The organism is Serratia sp. 25CWL12, assembly GCF_055790885.1.
Map to the genome: position 1 here is coordinate 4,142,819 of NZ_CM147698.1, position 19,646 is coordinate 4,162,464.

Below are 19,646 nucleotides of genomic sequence, written 5' to 3' on the forward strand. Positions count from 1 at the left end.
GGACTCCACTCGAACAAGATCAAAAATAAAAAGAAAAGGATCAGGTTACTTTTTTATCACTCATGATGATGCCCACAGGCCTTCATCGGCTGAAAACCGCTAGAAGCATGTGGAACACCTTGGTAGCATAACCTGATGATCCCTGTTTAGGATCGGGATCCGAATGACGGATCATAGCGCAATCCGAGCAAGAGATCCTCTCCTTCATCACAGATTAGATCCATTTTATCCACAGCCAAGAGCGTGTGGTGATATTTTAACCAACAGAAAGCAACCGCTGCAATCACGGTAGTCGATCGCCTTCTTTTTCACACCATAAGCCCGTTGTACTGTGTTATCCACCAGGATCCTGGCGAAAAATGCCGAGGATCGCACGGAGATCCTTGTGATTTACCCTTGAGTCCGTATAATCTTCGCCCACGTGTGATACTTGGTTCTGATTGGTCGGGTTATTTACCAGACAGGATCCTGCGGTGATTATGGGCCAAGACCGTGCTTTACTTGGCTAACAACCAAGTAGACTACCCCCATCAATTTCAAATGACAGGCAGCACAACTGCGGCCTGAAAGATGAAAGGGGCGCGATGTGAATTGACTCAGGGCTGTACAATTATTACAATCCCGCCTCTTTATAATTGCGATTGAGGCGTCGGTCATCTTCACGCCGAGTAGTCAAACGCATTTGACTTATACTCTACATAATTCGAGTGGGATGTAGGCAGCAAGGTCGAGAGTCGCCAGAAGCATAGAAAATGATGCGACTGAGGCTAGTGGACACAAGCCAACACCCCGGTCACTTGAAGTATGATGACTATATTAGTAATTCATTTAAGTTTAGGTAGAAATCGCTATGAAACGCACTTTCCAACCGTCCGTACTGAAGCGTAACCGTAGCCACGGTTTCCGTGCTCGTATGGCCACTAAAAATGGTCGTCAAGTTCTGGCCCGCCGTCGTGCAAAAGGCCGTACTCGTCTGACTGTTTCTAAGTAATAAAAGCTAACCCCCTGAGTGGTTAAGCTCGCTTTTCCCAGGGAGTTACGTTTGTTAACTCCCACTCATTTCACTTTCGTCTTCCAGCAGCCACAAAGAGCTGGCACGCCGCAAATCACCATCCTCGGCCGCCAAAACCTGCTGGGGCATCCCCGCATCGGTCTTACTGTCGCCAAAAAACACGTCAAGCGTGCGCATGAACGTAACCGGATCAAACGCCTGACACGCGAAAGTTTCCGTTTACGCCAGCACCAATTACCAGCGATGGATTTTGTCGTGGTTGCCAAAAAGGGGATAGCTGAGTTGGATAACCGTGCACTGACGGAAGTTTTGGAAAAATTATGGCGTCGCCATTGTCGCTTGGCTCCCGCATCTTGATTGGGGTGGTACGGGGTTATCAACTCGTACTGAGCCCACTGCTTGGGCCACGCTGTCGCTTCCAGCCGACATGTTCTCATTACGCAATTGAGGCATTAAGCAGGTTTGGGATGTTAAAAGGCAGTTGGTTGACATTGAAACGCGTATTAAAATGCCATCCTTTGAACCCAGGTGGCGATGATCCCGTACCACCGAAAACCAACGATAACAGAGAACACTAACGATGGATTCGCAACGCAATCTTCTTCTCATCGCTTTTCTGTTCGTGTCTTTTCTGATTTGGGATGCTTGGCAAAAGGATAACAGTCCGCAGCCAGCACCCCAGACCACGCAACAGACAACGAACCCTACAAGCGGTGATACCGCAAGCCAGGCTGTGCCAGCCAGTGGCCAAGGTAAATTGATTACCGTTAATACAGATGTGCTGTCGTTGACCATCAATACTCGTGGTGGTGACATTGAGCAGGCTAAACTGCTGGCCTACCCAGAGTCCCTGGGGTCAGTGACGCCATTCGAATTGCTGGAAACTACGCCAGGATTTGTTTATCAGGCGCAAAGTGGCCTGACCGGCAGAGACGGGCCAGATAATCCTGCCAACGGTGAGCGTCCTCTCTTCACAGCCGCACAAGATACTTTCACCTTAGCTGATGGTCAGGATGAACTGCGGATCCCACTGACCTTTACCGGTAAAGACGGCTCGTTGTTCACCAAAACCTTTGTGCTCAAGCGTAACCATTATGCCATTGGTGTGGATTACTCCATTGTTAACAAAAGTGCGTCTCCACTTGAATTGACGCTATTTGGTCAACTGAAGCAAACCACACAGTTGCCGCAACACCGCGATACTGGCAGCAGTAATTTTGCACTGCACACCTTCCGTGGCGCGGCTTACTCTTCCAGTGACAACAAATACCAAAAGTATGCGTTTGATAAAGAAGAGAACCTGAATATCACCACCCAGGGTGGTTGGGTTGCCATGTTGCAGCAATATTTTGCTACAGCCTGGATACCTCAGACGGAAGGTCAAAATACCTTCTATACCGCCAAACCAGGCGATAATCTGTCTACCATCGGCTTCAAAGCAACGCCGGTTGTGGTAGCACCAGGTGCTGAGAAACAACTGAATTCCACCTTGTGGGTGGGTCCGGAACTGCAAGATAAAATGGCCACGCTGGCACCTCATCTGGATTTGACGGTGGATTACGGCTGGTTGTGGTTTTTGTCTCAACCACTGTTCAAATTGCTGAAGTTCATCAACGGATTTATCGGCAACTGGGGTTTCTCAATCATCATCATCACCTTTATCGTACGTGGCATCATGTACCCGCTAACCAAAGCGCAGTACACATCGATGGCCAAAATGCGCATGCTGCAGCCAAAACTGCAGGCAATGCGTGAGCGTATTGGTGATGACAAGCAGCGTATGAGCCAAGAGATGATGGCGCTGTACAAAGCGGAAAAAGTAAACCCTCTGGGGGGTTGCTTGCCGCTGCTCATCCAGATGCCAATCTTCCTGGCGCTGTACTACATGCTGATGAGCTCGGTTGAACTGCGCCATGCGCCGTTTATCTTGTGGATTCATGACTTGTCAGCACAGGATCCGTACTACATCCTGCCGTTGCTGATGGGTGTGACGATGTTCTTCATCCAGAAGATGTCACCGACTACAGTGACTGACCCAATGCAGCAGAAAATCATGACCTTTATGCCGGTGATCTTCACAGTGTTCTTCCTGTGGTTCCCGTCTGGTCTGGTGCTGTACTATACCGTCAGTAACTTGGTGACCATCATCCAGCAGCAGTTGATTTATCGCGGGCTGGAAAAACGTGGCCTGCATAGCCGCGATAACAAAAAGGCATAATACAGCTTTATCCCAGAGTTCATCCAAGCTGTAGCCAGTAACACCGCTGCAGCTTTATTGACGAAGGGCATAACAAGCCAATGTAAGGCGGTCATCTAGGCCGCCTTTTTGCATGCATATTATTGAGAGATAACCGGCAATGAACAACTCTGATACCATCACGGCCATTGCCACACCACCTGGGCGTGGCGGTGTAGGCATTCTGCGCATCTCAGGCCATGACGCCAAAGAGGTGGCTTTGGCGCTGCTTGGCAAACTGCCCAAACCACGTCATGCCGACTATCTGCCATTCCGCGATGCCGATGGCAGTACCCTGGATCAGGGTATTGCGCTGTGGTTCCCGGCCCCCAATTCCTTTACTGGTGAAGATGTCCTGGAACTTCAGGGTCACGGTGGGCCGGTTATTCTCGATTTATTGCTAAAACGTGTGCTGGCGTTACCCCGTGTACGCATTGCCCGCCCGGGTGAATTCTCAGAGCGCGCTTTCCTCAATGACAAACTGGATCTGGCCCAGGCCGAGGCCATTGCCGACTTGATCGATGCCAGCTCAGAGCAAGCGGCCCGCTCGGCGATGAACTCGTTACAAGGGGCGTTTTCTAGCCGTATCCACCAACTGGTGGAAGCACTCACTCACCTGCGTATCTACGTAGAAGCGGCAATCGACTTTCCTGATGAGGAAATTGACTTTCTTTCAGATGGCAAAATCGAAGCGCAGCTTAATCGTGTTATCGCCGACCTGGATAACGTGCGGGCAGAAGCACGCCAGGGCAGCTTATTGCGTGAAGGGATGAAGGTCGTGATTGCCGGGCGGCCCAATGCCGGGAAATCCAGCCTGTTGAATGCGTTAGCAGGGCGTGAAGCCGCCATTGTGACCGATATTGCCGGTACCACCCGTGATGTCCTGCGTGAACATATTCATATCGACGGTATGCCGCTACATATTATCGATACCGCAGGCCTGCGGGATGCCATGGACGAAGTGGAGCGTATTGGTATCGAACGTGCGTGGAATGAGATCGAGCAAGCAGACCGCGTGCTGTTTATGGTGGATGGCACCACCACCAGCGCGACCGAGCCTAGCGAGATTTGGCCTGAGTTTATGGCACGCCTGCCAACCCGCTTGCCGATCACCGTGGTGCGCAACAAAGCGGATATTACGGGTGAAGAACTGGGCATGAGTGAAGTGAATGGTCACTCACTTATACGTCTTTCCGCCCGAACCGGTGAAGGGCTTGAACTGTTACGCAACCACCTCAAGCAGAGCATGGGCTTTACCAACAATACCGAAGGTGGCTTCCTGGCCCGCCGCCGCCATTTGCAGGCATTGGAACAAGCAGACGAACATCTCGCTCAGGGGAAAGAACAGTTAGTGAGTGCTTACGCGGGGGAGTTGCTTGCCGAAGAACTGCGCCTGGCACAACGAGCATTAAGCGAAATCACCGGTGAATTTACCTCTGATGACCTGCTCGGGCGTATCTTTTCCAGCTTTTGCATTGGTAAGTGATTACTTATCCATACTGCTCCATAAATGTTCACTAACCCGCATTAACTGCCTGTTAATGCGGGTTTTTATTGTCTACTCACTTCCTAAATGGCCCCAACAACGGGAAAAGCGTTCGCCAAACGCTGGCAAAGTAAGCATGCCGGAATGGGCCTAATTTACGGGCTGATTGCAGATTCTCAATGCTTATCAGAAAACATAGGGTTTAGAACATCTGCAACTACACCCCATCAGTGCATACCAGGGGATTCAGCAGTTGAGCGGCAGATGAAGTAGAAAACACCGTACGAATGGTTGATCGAGTAACATCCCTGACTTGTGTTTTTTTTAAACTTGCGTTGCTTCCCTCCCGGATTGTTCATAATATTATCTTGTTCATGATTCATGAACAAGATAAAGGTCTGAACAAATGAAAGAAGAACAGCTTCTGTCTGATGCTGTAGAAAACCTGCCAAAAGGCTTCCTATTGCAGTATGAAATTGGCAACAAACATGACATACATGACGGCTGGGGCAGGCTGATAGGGCCAGGAGGAGAGATGGCGAATTTTTCCCTGGAAGTAAAGCATATCCATCGCAAAGAGTCGCTGATCGCTATCCGTAAAATGTCCCCTCTCTTATCTGAGGGTTTTCCTATATTACTGGTGTGCAACCGGCTGACGTCCGCACTGGTGGAATATTGCGTGGATAACCAGATTAATTTTATCGATACCGCCGGGAATGCCCGTATCCAGGTTCCGGGGTTATATCTGTTTATTGATGGTCGATATGAAAAGAAACCTGTAGCTGTCAGTAGTCATTTTGCTGAAGGAGTAATGAAGCTGCTTTTTGTGCTGTTATCCTGCCCGGAAAGCCTCAACGATACTTACCGCAGCTTGGCGCAGAAAGCGGGTATCTCTTTGGGAATGGTCAGCAAAGCTTTCAATTCCCTTGAGGCGCGTCGCTATTTCCGCAAATCACAGCAGGGGCGCCGCTTAATGAATGAAGGCGAATTACAGGTTTTGTGGCTAAAAGACTATGCCACCGTCCTGCGCCCGAAGCTGGATTTTCTTTCCCTGCCTACGCCTGCTTCGCGGGATGAGATAACACTTGCGGCCGATGAATACTGGAGTGGCGAGATTGCAGCCGCAGAACTGAGCGGCGGATACCTGCTACCAGAAAACGGCGTGATTTTTACGCCTCACCCATTGTTACAAAGACGAAAGGAACTAGGACTAAAACCTGTTCTTGGTGGGAAACTGCAACTGATTTCCTGTTTCTGGGGGAACTTTACCCTGAACCATCAAGCAGAAGCGATGTTGTGTGTGGCCGAACTACTGGCAAGCGGCGATGATAGAAACCGGGAAGCAGCAAGGATAATCAATGACAAATATCTTCACCTTAGTGAATCCGATCTTTTCAGCTACTGAAGCCCTGTTCACCCAGATAAAGCGAATTTGCGCTGCTCAGGAGATCCCGTTTTTTATTGCGGGAGCGACGGCGCGTGAAATTCTGCTCCATCATGTTCACGGCAGGAGCATTGGCCGCCGGAACGTGAAATCATTATGTCAGTGGATGGATTTAGTGAGGCATTTTCTCATACTGTAACCGTGCAACTGACGAATGGAGAAAAGCTGCCGTTTTGCTCCCTGCCGGGGTTAGCGCTGTTAAAACTTTTTGCCTGGCGCGATCGCGGGCATGGTAGTGCTAAAGACGCAACCGATCTCTATAAAATTATTCGTGAATATAGCGCTATAGAAGATGAGCGTATCTATTCCTCCGCCGTTGAAGGTGAAAATTTGGACTGGAATCCGGTACGTATGGGAGCTGTTCTGCTGGGCAAAGATATCGCGGCGATTAGTGAGCACTCATCTTTGGCAGAGTTGATAAGTCTCGATAGAGAACGTCTGCGCGCGACAATCTGATGTGGACGATATGGCTGAGATTGAGCTGATCATGAATGACTTCTGGAACAGTATAATAAGCCATGGCTAAAACTGGCTGTTAGTACGCATTACTGTCCACCCCCTAATACATCCATACACATCCACCATTTTTATGTCCATTGTTCGTGGGTAAGATCAAACAGACTGATCTAACATACTGAGCTGATTTTATTGATGCGCAGATTGTGGAAGGACGTAAGGTGATTAGCCACAAACCCACATATATGCTAATGTGGGTTTGTGTATTTTAAAGGAGATGATCCTATGAGCCGCCTGACAATAGACATAACAGACCAACAGCACCAAAGCCTGAAGGCGCTGGCAGCCCTACAAGGTAAGACCATCAAACAATACGCTCTCGAACGTTTGTTCCCCGGCGATGCAGATGCTGATCAGGCATGGAAGGAACTGAAAAACCTGCTAGGAAGCCGCATCAACGACGGGCTAGCGGGGAAAGTGTCCACCAAAGACATCGGCGAAATTCTTGATGAAGAACTTGACGGGGATCATACTTGAAAACCTACCTCCTCACGGTAGAGGCGGAAGCAGATCTACGCGGCATCATCCGCTACACGCGTAAGCAGTGGGGTACCACGCAGGTACGCAACTATATCGCTAGGCTGGAACATGGCATTGCCAACCTAGCAGCCGGGCGCGGCGCTTTCAAAGATATGAGTGAACTCTTTCCTGAGTTACGGATGGCACATTGTGAACATCACTATGTCTTCTGCCTGCCACGCGGCAGTGCGCCCGCATTGGTCGTAGCGATTTTTCATGAACGCATGGACCTCATGACTCGACTGGCAGAGAGATTCAGCAAAGAAAGTTAACGATTACTAGCCCGATGAAGAGGTATGATTCACCGGAGTTCTGATCACTATCCCGATAAAAAACAGTTTTTCTCCTAATGCTGCCGAAAATAAATTGGGGATTAAGGTTGGGTGTCACTCGCCTTTAAACTCAAAGGGATTACATAATAACGGCTGCCGCATTTCCGCTAGAAGCCGAAGGTCAATCTCCATGATTCTGCCTTTCGGAAAGTGTCAGAATGAGCAAAAATATCTGCTAAAGGAATTAACAATGTCTCATTCATCATCAAGAGCAAAAGTTTTGGATACAACAAGCCCCTTGGCACACCGAGCTTCCCACGCACGAAGTTGTGCTAACCATGTGGCGAACAAGTTGGGGATTACCCGCCGTCAGCTTTTGATAAAAGTCGAGAAGGATTCCGGGGCAAGTTTGGTATCACCACTCACTGAACAAGAACTGATGAAAGCGTTCCACTATATGGAGAACCTTTAGTTTTAGGCCACTATGAACGAAAAGCGGCCATCATATCCTGTTAACTTGAGTGATAGGCATTCCACTCATCACGAGTAATCTCCCACAACTGTGAGTCCAGAAGCCCGCTGACAAACTGTCTCTTTTCCGTTTTGATTAGTCGCATGCCGCTACTGGCTGAAATGTGCAGAGAACGTGTATTCTCAGTCGCTTTCGGAGCACGCAATACTGGCCTGTTCAACGTATTAAACCAGTAATCTGTCGCCGCCATACTGGCTTCGCGCATTAATCCCTGCCCCTGATACTCAGGTGCCAACCAGAAACCACGATTATTATTTTCCGCATCGTCTAGGCAGATAACGCCGATTAAATTGTCAGGATTATCCTGATGCCGTATGGTCCAAACCCAGGCGAGTCCTTTTGCCATAGCTGGCAGCGCGACGTTATTAACGTAATGGGCTGCACCATCGTCAGGATAGGGCCAGGGAACCGATGACACCATATAGCGGACAATTTCCCAGCGTGGATAGAGCTCCTGAATCTGAGGTGCATCTTCGGCAACTAATGGCTTTAACAGCAAACGTTCTGTTTTTAACGTGGGTATCTGCATGTGCTCTTTCCCTTACTGATTAACGTGTCCTTTGCTACTTTTTACTCGTTCAATAGTTACTGTAATTCATTGGGATGTACATAAAACATTCAGGTAATCGGGTAGTTAACCAGATAGTTAGCGTCATATCAAAGGCCAAAACCGCTAGTGAAATCAGCGGTCATGCCATTGCAGACCATTTTGCCGACGTCGGGAAAATGGTCGAGCTAGGTTCAGGCAGCCAACGAGAAATCGACGATGTGATGCTTACTCGTTACGCCTGCTATCTGGTCGCACACAACAGATGACCCGCGAGCAGCAAATATCTATCGAGCATGTAACCAATAACGATGCTGTACGCCAAACACTATTAAGCCGAGGTATACGACCAGAACATTTACCACCTTCAGAAGATGTGAAAAAGATCGAACGACAATTAGCATCCGCGGACAAAAAGTCACTGAAAACCCGGACACCCTCAGTGATGGGGATACAAACAATGAATAACTTGAACTAGCTCATACTCTTCGAGATAGTAGCAATCAGGTGCCGCGAACACCCAAACTAAGAGGTGATTCAATGACAGATAACACCCCACAAGCTCCGCATGGCGAATTTGTCCTGTTTACAATTGCTGACGGCCAAACACGCGTCGAGTGCCGATTTGAATCTGATACATTGTGGCTTTCTCAGGCTGCAATGGCTGAGCTTTATGATAAAGATGTTCGCACAATTAATGAACATCTAATCAATATCTACAACGAGGGTGAGCTTGTACAAAACGCAACTATCCGGAAATTCCGGATAGTTCGATTGGAAGGAACTCGTCAAGTTTCTCGCGAAATCGATCACTACAATCTCGATGCAATTTTGGCTGTTGGCTACAGGGTTCGTTCTCAACGAGGTACGCAGTTCCGCCAATGGGCAACGCAAGTCCTGAAAGAATATCTAATAAAGGGATTCGCTATGGATGACGAGCGCCTGAAAAATCCCCCCGTTGGTCATTCTGCGGTGCCAGATTACTTTGATGAAATGCTGGAACGCATTCGCGATATCCGAGCGAGTGAGCGTCGTGTTTATCTGCGAGTCAAAGAAATCTTTACTATGGCTGCCGATTACGAGCCATCCAACCAAGAGACCAACCGCTTCTTCCAGATCATCCAGAACAAGTTGCATTATGCCTGTACGCATATGACGGCCGCTGAGCTTATCGCGAGCCGTGTGGATGCCAATAAGCCGGACATAGGCTTAACCAGCTATAAAGGCGATGAAGTGCGTAAGACCGATGTCACCATCGCGAAAAACTATCTGCGTGAAGACGAAATCAAAGAGCTTAATCGCATCGTCAACATGTGGCTCGACTTTGCCGAGGACCAAGCACTACGCCGCAAACAAGTGTTCTTGCAAGATTGGGCCGATAAGCTGGATCAGTTTTTAAATTTTAATGATCGGGACGTATTAAGCGGAGCGGGAAAAATCTCCAAAAAGGATGCTGATGACAAGGCGAAATTGGAGTTTGACCGCTTTGCAGAACAACGTCGCCGTTTAAAAGAAGCCGAAGGCGCACTTGCCAATATCGCGGCCCTCAAGGCAATCGTTAAAAAAGACAAATAACACTGCCTAGGTTGAACAAGCCATGGAACCGACATCAATATCGGTTCCATCGTTCTCGGTTTTGACATTTATCCTGCCAATACCCTCAATCTTACCAACCAATTATGCCGCTATGGGTGTTCGCACCCGATCACATTTTTACTCATTCGCTTGGTTATTATTACAATGATATGTTTTTATAAAACAATAAATTAACCAAGCTGTCGATATTTTGCACTGTTTTTTGGGCAAATTTTACAAAACAAATTTACTATTGGTATGGCACAATCTTGCCGTAGGAGTTATCGATATCCGTCATTATTCAAGCCGCAAGTGAGTGTCGGTTGCATAACTCGACCCTTTAGGGGATCTCGCTCGATGGCTGATAACCTCAGCCTGAATAAAGGGGAGTATCAACCCAATGTGCCGATTTTTAATCACTATTAGAATTAATGTTCTTAATAAACAAAGCAATAATATTATGTATGCTGTTATTTTTACTCTATTGCTGTTTTTTATCACCAGTCCATTACTTGCCAGCGAAATGCGCTATCCCCCCGGGGAAGAACCGCTGAACCTGCCAGCCAATAGCTCACTGATGATGCCATTGCCGCGATCTGTCCATAGCCTGGAGGACAAAAAAGCAGAAACGATGCCATTGTATCTGTCACTGATACACGAAGATAAACGCAATGTCTGGGTTCCTTTTCAATTGGCCGCTACCTCTGCACAAAAAGGCCAAACAGAACTGGCGGAACACTATTTGCAACTCAGTGCCAAACGGGGATTGTGGTATTACTATAATCTGCTGGAAAACAACGCATTCAATAGCCTTCAGCAAAGTGAGACTTATCGTTCCATCCTCGCTGAGGCCAAAACACGCTATCAGCTATATGCTTCGCCGTTTGAGGGTAAAGCACAGTATTCTGTCCCGAATGGCTCACCTCCTGCCACCGGTTGGCCAACCGTTATCTACCTGCACCCTTATGGCAGAGCCGCTAATATCACCCCTAAAGATCGATTGCTTTTTGCTGAAGCAGGTGTTGCCTATATTGAGTTAAACGGTACTCAAATGCTTGCCGAGAATAGCTTCCGCTGGTCTATCGATAGCGAAGAGAGCACCCATAGCGCGATTCAACGTACCCTGCAGGAGCTCACCCCTAAACTGAAGCTTAACCCCCATCAGGTCTACCTTACCGCTCGCGGCCAAGGCGCGCTGCACGCGGGTAATCTGATGGCAAAATACCCGCAATTTTACGCCGGCGCTTTACTGATTACACCACAAGGGAAAATCCCGCCAGCATCATATTCATTAGCAGAGAATAAACGCATTATGATCGCCTATTATGGCCATCAAAACTTTAATGACAAAGCTCTGGCGCTGCATTTTGCCAACCTGTTCAGTAATCAGAATCTGACCAAGACGGCAAGTTTTAACCTGAGAGAAGATACACAAGGAAACTGGCCGCTACACTTCCAGCAACCATTGCGTTGGATGATGGGCAAAAGCGCCGATGCATCACCGGGAGCCTGATAGAAAAACGGGGACACTTACTGCTGCAATGATTGACGACTTGAACCAGCGGTGCTCAAGCACCGCTTATTCTTTTTGATCAATGCCCATCAACAAACACGATTTTGAGCACAAACAACAGCGCCACGACAATCACACAAGGGCTGATTTCACGCCAACGGCCAGTACCCAGCTTCATCACACAATAAGAGATAAAGCCCAGCGCAATCCCTTCAGTAATCGAGAAGCTAAAAGGCATCATGGCTGCGGTAACAAAGGCAGGAACCGCTTCAGTCATATCTTCCCATTTTACGCGTGCCAAGCTGGAGGTCATCAGAACCCCAACATAGATCAAAGCACCCGCAGCAGCATAAGCTGGCACCATCGAAGCTAATGGCGACAGGAAAATCACCAACAGAAACAACAGCCCGACTATCACGGCGGTCAGACCGGTGCGACCACCGATAGCGACACCAGAAGAACTTTCAATATAAGCCGTGACTGAAGAAGTACCAATAAATGCCCCTGCTACGGAGCTGATACTATCAACATACAGCGCCTGCTTCATACGTGGGAATTTACCGTTTTCATCGGTTAGCCCCGCCTTGTCGGTCACCCCAATCAGGGTACCGGATGAGTCAAACAGATTAACCAGCATAAAGGCGAAAATCACCCCAGCCAAGCCCAGATCCAGTGCCCCGGTAATATTCACCTGACCGACAACGGTAGTGATATCTGGCGGCATAGAGAATATGCCAGCATACTGTACATCACCCAATAGCCAACCGATCAAGGTGGTGACCACGATGGAAACCAGCACCGCGGCATGAATATTACGCGAGGCCAGAACGGCGATGATAAAAAACCCCAGCGCCCCCAGCAGAACACTGTGAGAAGTCAGGTTCCCTACCGCCACCAGCGTATCAGGATTAGCGACCACGATACCGGCATTTTTCAACCCCATCATGGCAATGAACAAGCCAATACCACTGGTGATCCCTACACGCAAGCTAAGTGGAATATTGGCTACCATCCAGTAACGGATACGGAATACCGTCAGTAAAAAGAAACCGACAGCTCCCCAAAAAATAGCGCCCATCGCAACCTGCCATGAAATGCCCATCGCACCCACCACCACAAACGCGAAGAAAGCATTCAAGCCCATTGCTGGTGCCAAAGCTACCGGCAAGTTAGCCAATAGACCCATAAAAATGCTGCCAAAAGCAGCGATCAGGCAGGTAGTGACAAATACCGCTCGAGTATCCATACCCGCCGCCCCCAAGATCTGCGGGTTGACGAACACGATATAGACCATGGTTAAAAAAGTGGTGATTCCGGCAATCGTTTCCGTGCGTACCGTGGTTCCATGCTGCTTGAGTTTAAAAACGCGCTCAAGCAAGCCTTGATTAGCATCAAGGCTGATGTCTTGTTTGCTCATTATCAGTATTCCGAACAGGGGGATGAAGTGTCGGTTGCTATCCTATAACAAAAAATAGGGTTTTTGATCTCACCCATCGCTTTTTTTCGCCATCTGTACGGCTAAAAAATTCAACAGATTGTATTTATTCATATTCATCAGCCATAACCGTTAGCGGTAAATGACACTGGGCGGCAACCGCTAAAACATTCCCCTTCAGCTTGCATGATGACGGAGATAAATAATCCAGTTAAAGTGACAGCCATCATCAGTTAGCCGAAGGCAGATATTCCAATGAGTCAGGTTGAATGTGTTTTATTTGATTGTGATGGCACGCTAGTAGACAGTGAAGTGTTGTGCAGTAAGGCTTATGTGCATATGTTTGCCCATTATGATATTGAGGTTTCGCTAGAAGAAATATTTAAAAAATACAAAGGGGTAAAACTCAACGAAATCATCGAAAAAATCAGTGCCGAACGGGGCGTGACTCTGCCACAAGCACAATTAGAGCCGATCTATCGCCAAGAGGTTGCACGCCTGTTCGATGCCGAGCTGCAACCCATTGCCGGTGCACAAGCATTGTTGGCACAAATGAAAGCCCCTATATGTACTGTATCCAACGGGCCCGTCAGCAAAATGCAACATTCGCTGGGGCTGACCCAGATGCTTTCCTATTTCGATGACCGATTATTCAGCGGTTACGATATCCAACGCTGGAAACCCGATCCGGCCATCGTTTTCCATGCTGCCCAGCAAATGCAGGTGGCGGTTGAGCGCTGCATTCTGGTGGACGATTCTGCCGCGGGTGCACAGGCGGGTATTGCTGCAGGGATCCCGGTGTTCTACTTCTGTGCCGATCCACACAATAAACCCATCGACCACCCTCTGGTGACCATGTTTGACCATCTGTCACAGTTACCCCTTCTGTGGCAACAACGTGGTTGGCAACTTACCCATTAACGACCAATGCTCTAGCCGGTTCTGCCCGGCTAATTTCCGACCATAGCCAATCGCGAAAATAACCCACCCGTGGTAATTCCCGCTTACCAGGAGGGATCTCCAACCAATAGCCATGGGTACTCTTAACTGCCAATGGTGAAAACAACATCAGCAAACCACCATGCAGTTCATTATGGATCATCATTTTATCCAATACGGCATAGCCAGCCCCGGTGATACAGGCGTTGATGACCTGATCCTGTGTACTAAACTCCAATCCCCCACGATCTTGTACTTCACTGCGACCCGCTGCATCCAACCAGCGTTGCCAAGTGTCCATCCGGCTATCACCATCAAGAATATGTAATTGCGGCTGACTATTGAGCGGCGGAAACACGCCATTGATCATCAATAATGGGCTTCCCACCAGCACTAACTGTTCATGGCATAACCATTCCCCATTAATGCTGTCGGTCAATCGACCAAAGCGCACTGCACAATCAAAATCACAATATTTTTGTCGAGCCTCACTGATTAACGCAATTTGTAACTGGGTATTGTGTTGACGCAACTCGACTAGCCGTGGAGCCAACCAACGGGTAGCAAAAGTAGGCGCGACTTGTAACCTTAAGTGCTGCAATGGATTGTGTAATCGCACATGACATATCCCTTCTTCCAGAATATCCAGCGCTTGCCGCACTACGGGCAATAACAACATGGCATCCTGCGTGAGTGACAAACCGTAATGACTACGTACAAACAGTAACTTACCGAGAAACTCTTCAAACTGTTTCATTTGTCGGCTGGCTGCACTCTGAGTAATGAATAGTGCTTCAGCCGCCTTACTGAAACTTAATGTCCGACAAGTTTCCTCAAAAACACGCAACATGCTGAGTGATGGGAGCTTTCTCACAATCCATTTACCTCGCCAACAGACATCGTTTTGTTAATTACATGTTATTAATTTGATGCATGTTTTTATCCCTTGCAGCGTTTATTTCCATAAAACCAGAGGTGAGTCACATGCATTTTCTGCTGAGGGGTATGACTAAAACGCACTCGCCTATCGCTTCCTTTATGCTCACATTAGCAACCAAATAAAAACAAAAAAATAACATCAAGGCATTTCACATTGCCAATTGATGACTCGCTCCTCTCATCTTTGGCACTCATAAAGGTCAATGCGTGGGAGTAGGAAAAATCAATTAGCAATACCGACCAACGGTATACCCGTACCGTTCCCAACAGGAGGACAGGTAAATGCAAACTTTAACCCAACAATCCATCCGTATGGATGATGTGCCGTTAAATCGGTTCCATATCAAAATCGCCGGGCTAACCTTTGGTGCACATTTTACAGATGGCTATGTACTCGGTGTTATCGGCTTCGCCTTGGCACAAATCAAACCACAAATGGGCCTCACCCCCTTTTGGGAAGGGTTGCTCGGTAGTTCAGCACTGATTGGGCTATTTATCGGCAGTTTGGTCCTCGGCTGGATCTCTGATTATATTGGCCGCCAGAAAATCTTCAGTTTCAGCTTTGTGGTTATCACGCTGGCCTCTGCCCTGCAGTTCTTCGCCACCACACCGGAACAACTGTTTCTATTACGAGTAATAGTAGGTATTGGGTTAGGAGGGGATTTTTCAGTAGGACACACCATGCTGGCCGAGTTCGCCCCCCGTAAGCATCGAGGTGTATTACTCGGTTCATTCAGTGTGATCTGGACCTTTGGCTATGTTGCCGCGGGCTTTGCTGGCCATTTTCTCACTGCATTAGGGCCCGATGCCTGGCGCTGGTTGCTCTCCTCTTCTGCCATACCCGCCCTGCTAATTCTGTTAATGCGTATCGGTACACCGGAGTCACCGCGCTGGTTGATGGGGAAAGGACAACGGGAACAAGCCATGGCGATAGTACATAAATACTTCGGCCCCCATGTCCTGTTGATTGATGAAGCCCCCGTGATATCAAAACAACGCTTTTTGTCACTATTTGGGCCTAAATACTGTCGCCGTACCGCGTTCAACAGCCTGTTCTTTGTTTGTCTGGTGATCCCTTACTTTGCCATCTATACCTTCTTGCCCTCTATTTTGCAGGTGATGGGGCTAGACAATAACTTCTCCACTGACCTGCTGCTTAACGGCTTGTTGATCGTCGGAGCCTTGCTGGGAATTGTTCTGACGGTGATTTGCTCACGCCGTGGTTTCCTGATTGGTTCGTTTATCTTCCTCGCAGCCTGCCTGGTGATGCTAAGTATTCTTCCTGGTAGCCAAACAACCTGGCTGATCGCCATTTTTGCCGCCTTTACATTAGTCATGTCAGCAGTCAGTAATCTGGTAGGCGTTTTCCCCGCTGAAAGCTTCCCTACCGAAGTCCGCTCCATGGGCGTGGGGTTTTCAACCTCCATGAGTCGATTAGGCTCCGCCATTGGCACAGGCCTGTTGCCTCTGTCTATCGTGCATTTCGGCATGCCGACGACTACCGCCATTCTGGCCTTTATCTTGATGATTGGCGCCGTTGTTTCCATTGCCTGGGCACCAGAAACCAAGGGGCTGACCCTGGTGGATGCCGCCCAGGGCTCGCAACCTCAAACAGAGAACACGTTAGCCACTGTGGCTAAATAACATTATGTTAAAAACAGGAGATCTTTAAGTGGAAATGTATATCGGAGAAGGGTTTGCAGGTAACGGCGTAAATGCCTCGCATATCAATATCATGATCGGACCGCGTAATGGTGTCGTCGGCCAGGCTTTCTCTTCCAGCTTGGCATCCCCCAGCCAAGGACACTGCCCATTTATGGTGGTAATTAAACCTAACGTACCGGCTAAACCCATGACGCTGTATGTCAATAAAGCAGAAATTAGCGGTGAATTACACGGCAATGCAACCTGGGGAGCCTCACAAGCCGCTATCGCTAAGGCGGTGACTGAAGCACTACTGTCAGGAACCCTACCCGCAGAGGCTGAAGATGAATGGTGTATTGTCACCGCTAACTGGGTCAACCCCAGTTGCAACAATATTGACGAGGTCTATCACAACAACTACCTCGCCTGTACCCAAGCTATTCAGGCGGCAATGGAAAAACTGCCGACCCGCCACCAATTGACTGAAGCCCTGCCACAGTTGGGCAATCCGTTCTACACCCCAAAAGCCTGAGGAGGGAAGCATGCAGTACATTAATCTGGGTCAATGTGGTTTGAAAGTTTCTCGTTTGTGCTTGGGTACCATGAATATGGGCAGTAAACAGTGGAAACCGTGGATTTTCGATGAGGCACAAAGTGAACCGCTGATCCGCCATGCTTTGGAAAACGGGATTAACTTTATTGATCTAGCGGATTTTTACTCTAGTGGTGCCGGTGAGGAAGTGGTGGGCCGGGTGATCAAGCGCATTGCCAATCGTGATGAACTGGTGCTGACCACCAAAGTAGGCTACCCAATTGGCGCGGGGTTCAACAACCAGGGACATTCACGTAAACATATCATGGCCAGTATCGATGCCAGTTTGCAGCGTTTGGGCACCGATTACGTCGATATCTATATGTTGCATTACTTCGATGTGAATACCCCCATTGAAGAAACCTGGGCAGCGATGAATGATATCGTCCATTCTGGCAAGGCTCGCTATGTTGGGGTATCGACCATGTATACCTGGCAGTTAGCCAAAATCCTATGGTATTGCGAGCGTAATGGCTATACCAAACCCATTAATATGCAACTGCAACTCAACTGTGCTTACCGTGAGGAAGAGCGTGAAATGATACCGTTTTGCCGTGATCAGGGGTTGGGTATTTCAGTCTTCAGCCCATTGGCTCGCGGGCTATTAAGTTGCGATTTCAACTCTGTGCGCAACAAGACCGATTTTTTTACCCAAGAAATGTATGCTGATGCGACTTCACTTAACATAGCGCAGTCGGTTAGCCGGGTGGCTGAGCAACGAGGTATCCCACCAGCACAGGTCGCTCAAGCCTGGGTACTTAACCACCCGGGTGTAGATTGTATGTTAGTCGGTGCCGACTCGATACAACAGATCAACAGTGCCATCGCCGCACTGGATACCCAGCTCAATGACGAGGAACAGCATGAACTGGAGCGTAATTACACCCCTTGCGATGTCATTAATGACTACACCTCGGGCAAGCGTATTCTGCGTGACAGCCGCCCAGCACGCGGTTTTTTTGCAGTGGATAACCTAGAAACAAGGAATATTGCATGACAGCTTATGCCTCCTTACTGCGTACCGGTTGGTATTGCAATGGCCAGTGGCAAACGACCCCACAAACTTATCCCGTCGATAATCCCGCCAGTGGTGAAAAAATTGCTGATGTTGCCCTGGCTGGCCATGCAGAAACTGAAGCAGCCATTGCCGCAGCGGCGGCGGCGCTACCGGCCTGGCGGGCTCAAACCGCCAAAGCACGGTCAGAAATTTTGCGACGCTGGTTCCAGTTGATCATGCAGCATCAACAAGCACTGGCTGAGTTGATGGTGACCGAACAAGGTAAAGTCCTCAGCGAAGCCATCGGCGAAGTGGCTTACGCCGCCAGCTTTATTGAATGGTTTTCCGAAGAGGCTAAACGTGCCTATGGCAAAACCATCCCGGCAACCAAAAATGGCAATCAGATCCTCACCTTTAAAGAGCCGGTGGGTGTTATTGCTGCCATTACGCCATGGAACTTTCCATTAGCCATGCTGACACGCAAATTGGGCCCGGCATTGGCGGCTGGCTGTACTGCGGTGATTAAGCCAGCCAATGAAACTCCGCTCAGCGCTTTCGCGTTGATTGTATTAGCCGAACAAGCCGGGGTTCCGGCAGGGGTGATTAATGCGGTTTCCGGCGATACCGTCGCCATTGGTGAAACACTGATGGCGAACCCGCTGGTGCGTAAAATTTCTTTCACTGGTTCAACGCCGGTGGGTAAGTTATTAATGCGTCAAGCAGCAGATACAGTGAAAAAGCTATCACTGGAACTGGGCGGTAATGCACCTTTTATCGTGTTTGATGATGCCGATCTTGATGTAGCTATTGCCGGCGCAATGGCCGCCAAATTCCGCAACAGCGGGCAGACTTGCATATGTGTTAACCGTTTCTACATTCAGGACGGTATTTATGACCGCTTTGTCCAGAAACTGACGGATGCCGCACAAGCGTTAAACGTCGCCCCAGGCATGACGCCAGGGGCAGAGCAAGGGCCGCTAATCCATGTTAAAGCGGTAGAAAAAGTGGAAGCTCATGTACAGGATGCCCTGAAGTTAGGTGCAAAGCTGATGTGTGGCGGTAAGCGCGCCAACTTAGGGGGATCATTCTTCCAACCTACGGTGTTGGCTAACGCCACAGAGCAGATGCGGTTAGCGCAGGAAGAGACCTTTGGTCCGCTGGCTGCCTGTTTCCGCTTTACCGATGAAGATGAAGTCATCACCCGAGCTAACGCAACCCCCTTTGGGTTAGCGGCTTATCTGTATACCCGTGATTTGGCGCGCGCCTTGCGTGTTACCAAAGCATTGGAAAGCGGCATGGTAGGAATTAATGAAGGGATTATTTCTACTGAGGTAGCGCCTTTTGGTGGGGTGAAAGAGTCTGGTCTGGGGCGCGAAGGGGCGGATATCGGCCTGGATGAATATCAGGAAACCAAATACGTCAATATCGGCCAACTGCTGTAAATTCGA

19 protein-coding genes are annotated in these 19,646 nt (G+C 48.8%); 16 read left to right on the forward strand and 3 right to left on the reverse strand.

From position 1 onward, the window contains the following. The first annotated feature begins 850 nt into the window (after window positions 1–850). The 9 genes from rpmH to ACX9GV_RS18070 all read left to right on the forward strand — a co-directional run bounded on the left by rpmH (window position 851) and on the right by ACX9GV_RS18070 (window position 7,485). The gene (gene rpmH / locus ACX9GV_RS18030) at window positions 851–991 is read left to right on the forward strand and encodes a 50S ribosomal protein L34 (protein ID WP_004093983.1); all 141 of its coding nucleotides are present in this window, start codon (window positions 851–853) and stop codon (window positions 989–991) included. Window positions 992–1,009: 18 nt separating this feature from the next. Then, window positions 1,010–1,369, forward strand: a complete 360-nt coding sequence (rnpA, locus tag ACX9GV_RS18035) for a ribonuclease P protein component (protein WP_072011659.1) — start codon at window positions 1,010–1,012, stop codon at window positions 1,367–1,369. Next, the gene (gene yidD, locus ACX9GV_RS18040; protein WP_023492504.1) at window positions 1,333–1,590 is read left to right on the forward strand and encodes a membrane protein insertion efficiency factor YidD; all 258 of its coding nucleotides are present in this window, start codon (window positions 1,333–1,335) and stop codon (window positions 1,588–1,590) included. Before rnpA ends, yidD begins: the two co-directional genes overlap by 37 nt. A 2-nt stretch (window positions 1,591–1,592) precedes the next feature. Beyond that, the gene (gene yidC, locus ACX9GV_RS18045) at window positions 1,593–3,230 is read left to right on the forward strand and encodes a membrane protein insertase YidC (RefSeq protein ID WP_473196438.1); all 1,638 of its coding nucleotides are present in this window, start codon (window positions 1,593–1,595) and stop codon (window positions 3,228–3,230) included. Window positions 3,231–3,369: 139 nt separating this feature from the next. Continuing rightward, window positions 3,370–4,734 (forward strand): tRNA uridine-5-carboxymethylaminomethyl(34) synthesis GTPase MnmE, encoded by a 1,365-nt coding sequence (gene mnmE / locus ACX9GV_RS18050; protein ID WP_023492506.1) that lies wholly within the window; start codon window positions 3,370–3,372, stop codon window positions 4,732–4,734. A 406-nt stretch (window positions 4,735–5,140) separates the two neighbouring features. Then, entirely contained in the window at window positions 5,141–6,139 is a 999-nt protein-coding gene (locus tag ACX9GV_RS18055; RefSeq protein ID WP_473196439.1) for a type IV toxin-antitoxin system AbiEi family antitoxin, read from the forward strand. Between the two features lie 135 nt (window positions 6,140–6,274). Further along, window positions 6,275–6,634: a hypothetical protein gene (locus ACX9GV_RS18060; protein ID WP_473196440.1), complete on the forward strand. Its 360-nt coding sequence runs from the start codon at window positions 6,275–6,277 to the stop codon at window positions 6,632–6,634. Between the two features lie 285 nt (window positions 6,635–6,919). Beyond that, entirely contained in the window at window positions 6,920–7,171 is a 252-nt protein-coding gene (locus ACX9GV_RS18065) for an antitoxin (RefSeq protein WP_473196441.1), read from the forward strand. Beyond that, window positions 7,168–7,485: a type II toxin-antitoxin system RelE/ParE family toxin gene (locus ACX9GV_RS18070; protein WP_116730791.1), complete on the forward strand. Its 318-nt coding sequence runs from the start codon at window positions 7,168–7,170 to the stop codon at window positions 7,483–7,485. Before ACX9GV_RS18065 ends, ACX9GV_RS18070 begins: the two co-directional genes overlap by 4 nt. A gap of 512 nt (window positions 7,486–7,997) precedes the next feature. Here the strand turns inward: ACX9GV_RS18070 and ACX9GV_RS18075 are convergent. Next, window positions 7,998–8,546, reverse strand: a complete 549-nt coding sequence (locus ACX9GV_RS18075) for a GNAT family N-acetyltransferase (protein ID WP_023491416.1) — start codon at window positions 8,544–8,546, stop codon at window positions 7,998–8,000. Between the two features lie 558 nt (window positions 8,547–9,104). On the opposite strand from ACX9GV_RS18075, the gene ACX9GV_RS18080 reads away from it, so the two are divergent. Then, the gene (locus ACX9GV_RS18080) at window positions 9,105–10,139 is read left to right on the forward strand and encodes a virulence RhuM family protein (RefSeq protein ID WP_023489080.1); all 1,035 of its coding nucleotides are present in this window, start codon (window positions 9,105–9,107) and stop codon (window positions 10,137–10,139) included. Between the two features lie 460 nt (window positions 10,140–10,599). Continuing rightward, complete coding sequence (locus ACX9GV_RS18085; RefSeq protein ID WP_473196442.1) at window positions 10,600–11,652, forward strand: alpha/beta hydrolase; 1,053 nt, start codon at window positions 10,600–10,602, stop codon at window positions 11,650–11,652. A gap of 79 nt (window positions 11,653–11,731) precedes the next feature. On the opposite strand, the gene ACX9GV_RS18090 is transcribed toward ACX9GV_RS18085, so the two are convergent. Then, window positions 11,732–13,069: an NCS2 family permease gene (locus tag ACX9GV_RS18090; RefSeq protein WP_023489082.1), complete on the reverse strand. Its 1,338-nt coding sequence runs from the start codon at window positions 13,067–13,069 to the stop codon at window positions 11,732–11,734. Window positions 13,070–13,342: 273 nt separating this feature from the next. Here ACX9GV_RS18090 and yieH point away from each other — a divergent pair, with 273 nt between their 5' ends. Next, on the forward strand, window positions 13,343–14,008 hold the full coding sequence (gene yieH, locus ACX9GV_RS18095) for a 6-phosphogluconate phosphatase (protein WP_473196443.1): 666 nt from the start codon (window positions 13,343–13,345) through the stop codon (window positions 14,006–14,008). On the opposite strand, the gene ACX9GV_RS18100 is transcribed toward yieH, so the two are convergent. Beyond that, on the reverse strand, window positions 13,998–14,900 hold the full coding sequence (locus tag ACX9GV_RS18100) for a LysR substrate-binding domain-containing protein (protein WP_023489084.1): 903 nt from the start codon (window positions 14,898–14,900) through the stop codon (window positions 13,998–14,000). The genes yieH and ACX9GV_RS18100 overlap by 11 nt on opposite strands. Before the next feature lie 347 nt (window positions 14,901–15,247). On the opposite strand from ACX9GV_RS18100, the gene ACX9GV_RS18105 reads away from it, so the two are divergent. From ACX9GV_RS18105 to ACX9GV_RS18120, 4 genes are read left to right on the forward strand one after another with little or no spacing between them, the layout of a single operon-like run. Then, the gene (locus ACX9GV_RS18105; protein WP_473196444.1) at window positions 15,248–16,609 is read left to right on the forward strand and encodes an MFS transporter; all 1,362 of its coding nucleotides are present in this window, start codon (window positions 15,248–15,250) and stop codon (window positions 16,607–16,609) included. Window positions 16,610–16,637: 28 nt separating this feature from the next. Next, window positions 16,638–17,141, forward strand: a complete 504-nt coding sequence (gene fae, locus ACX9GV_RS18110; protein WP_473196445.1) for a formaldehyde-activating enzyme — start codon at window positions 16,638–16,640, stop codon at window positions 17,139–17,141. A gap of 10 nt (window positions 17,142–17,151) precedes the next feature. Further along, window positions 17,152–18,198 (forward strand): aldo/keto reductase, encoded by a 1,047-nt coding sequence (locus ACX9GV_RS18115; protein WP_473196446.1) that lies wholly within the window; start codon window positions 17,152–17,154, stop codon window positions 18,196–18,198. Next, window positions 18,195–19,640, forward strand: coding sequence for an NAD-dependent succinate-semialdehyde dehydrogenase (locus ACX9GV_RS18120; protein ID WP_473196447.1), 1,446 nt, complete (start codon window positions 18,195–18,197; stop codon window positions 19,638–19,640). The genes ACX9GV_RS18115 and ACX9GV_RS18120 overlap by 4 nt, the downstream gene beginning before the upstream one ends. Window positions 19,641–19,646 lie beyond the last annotated feature (6 nt).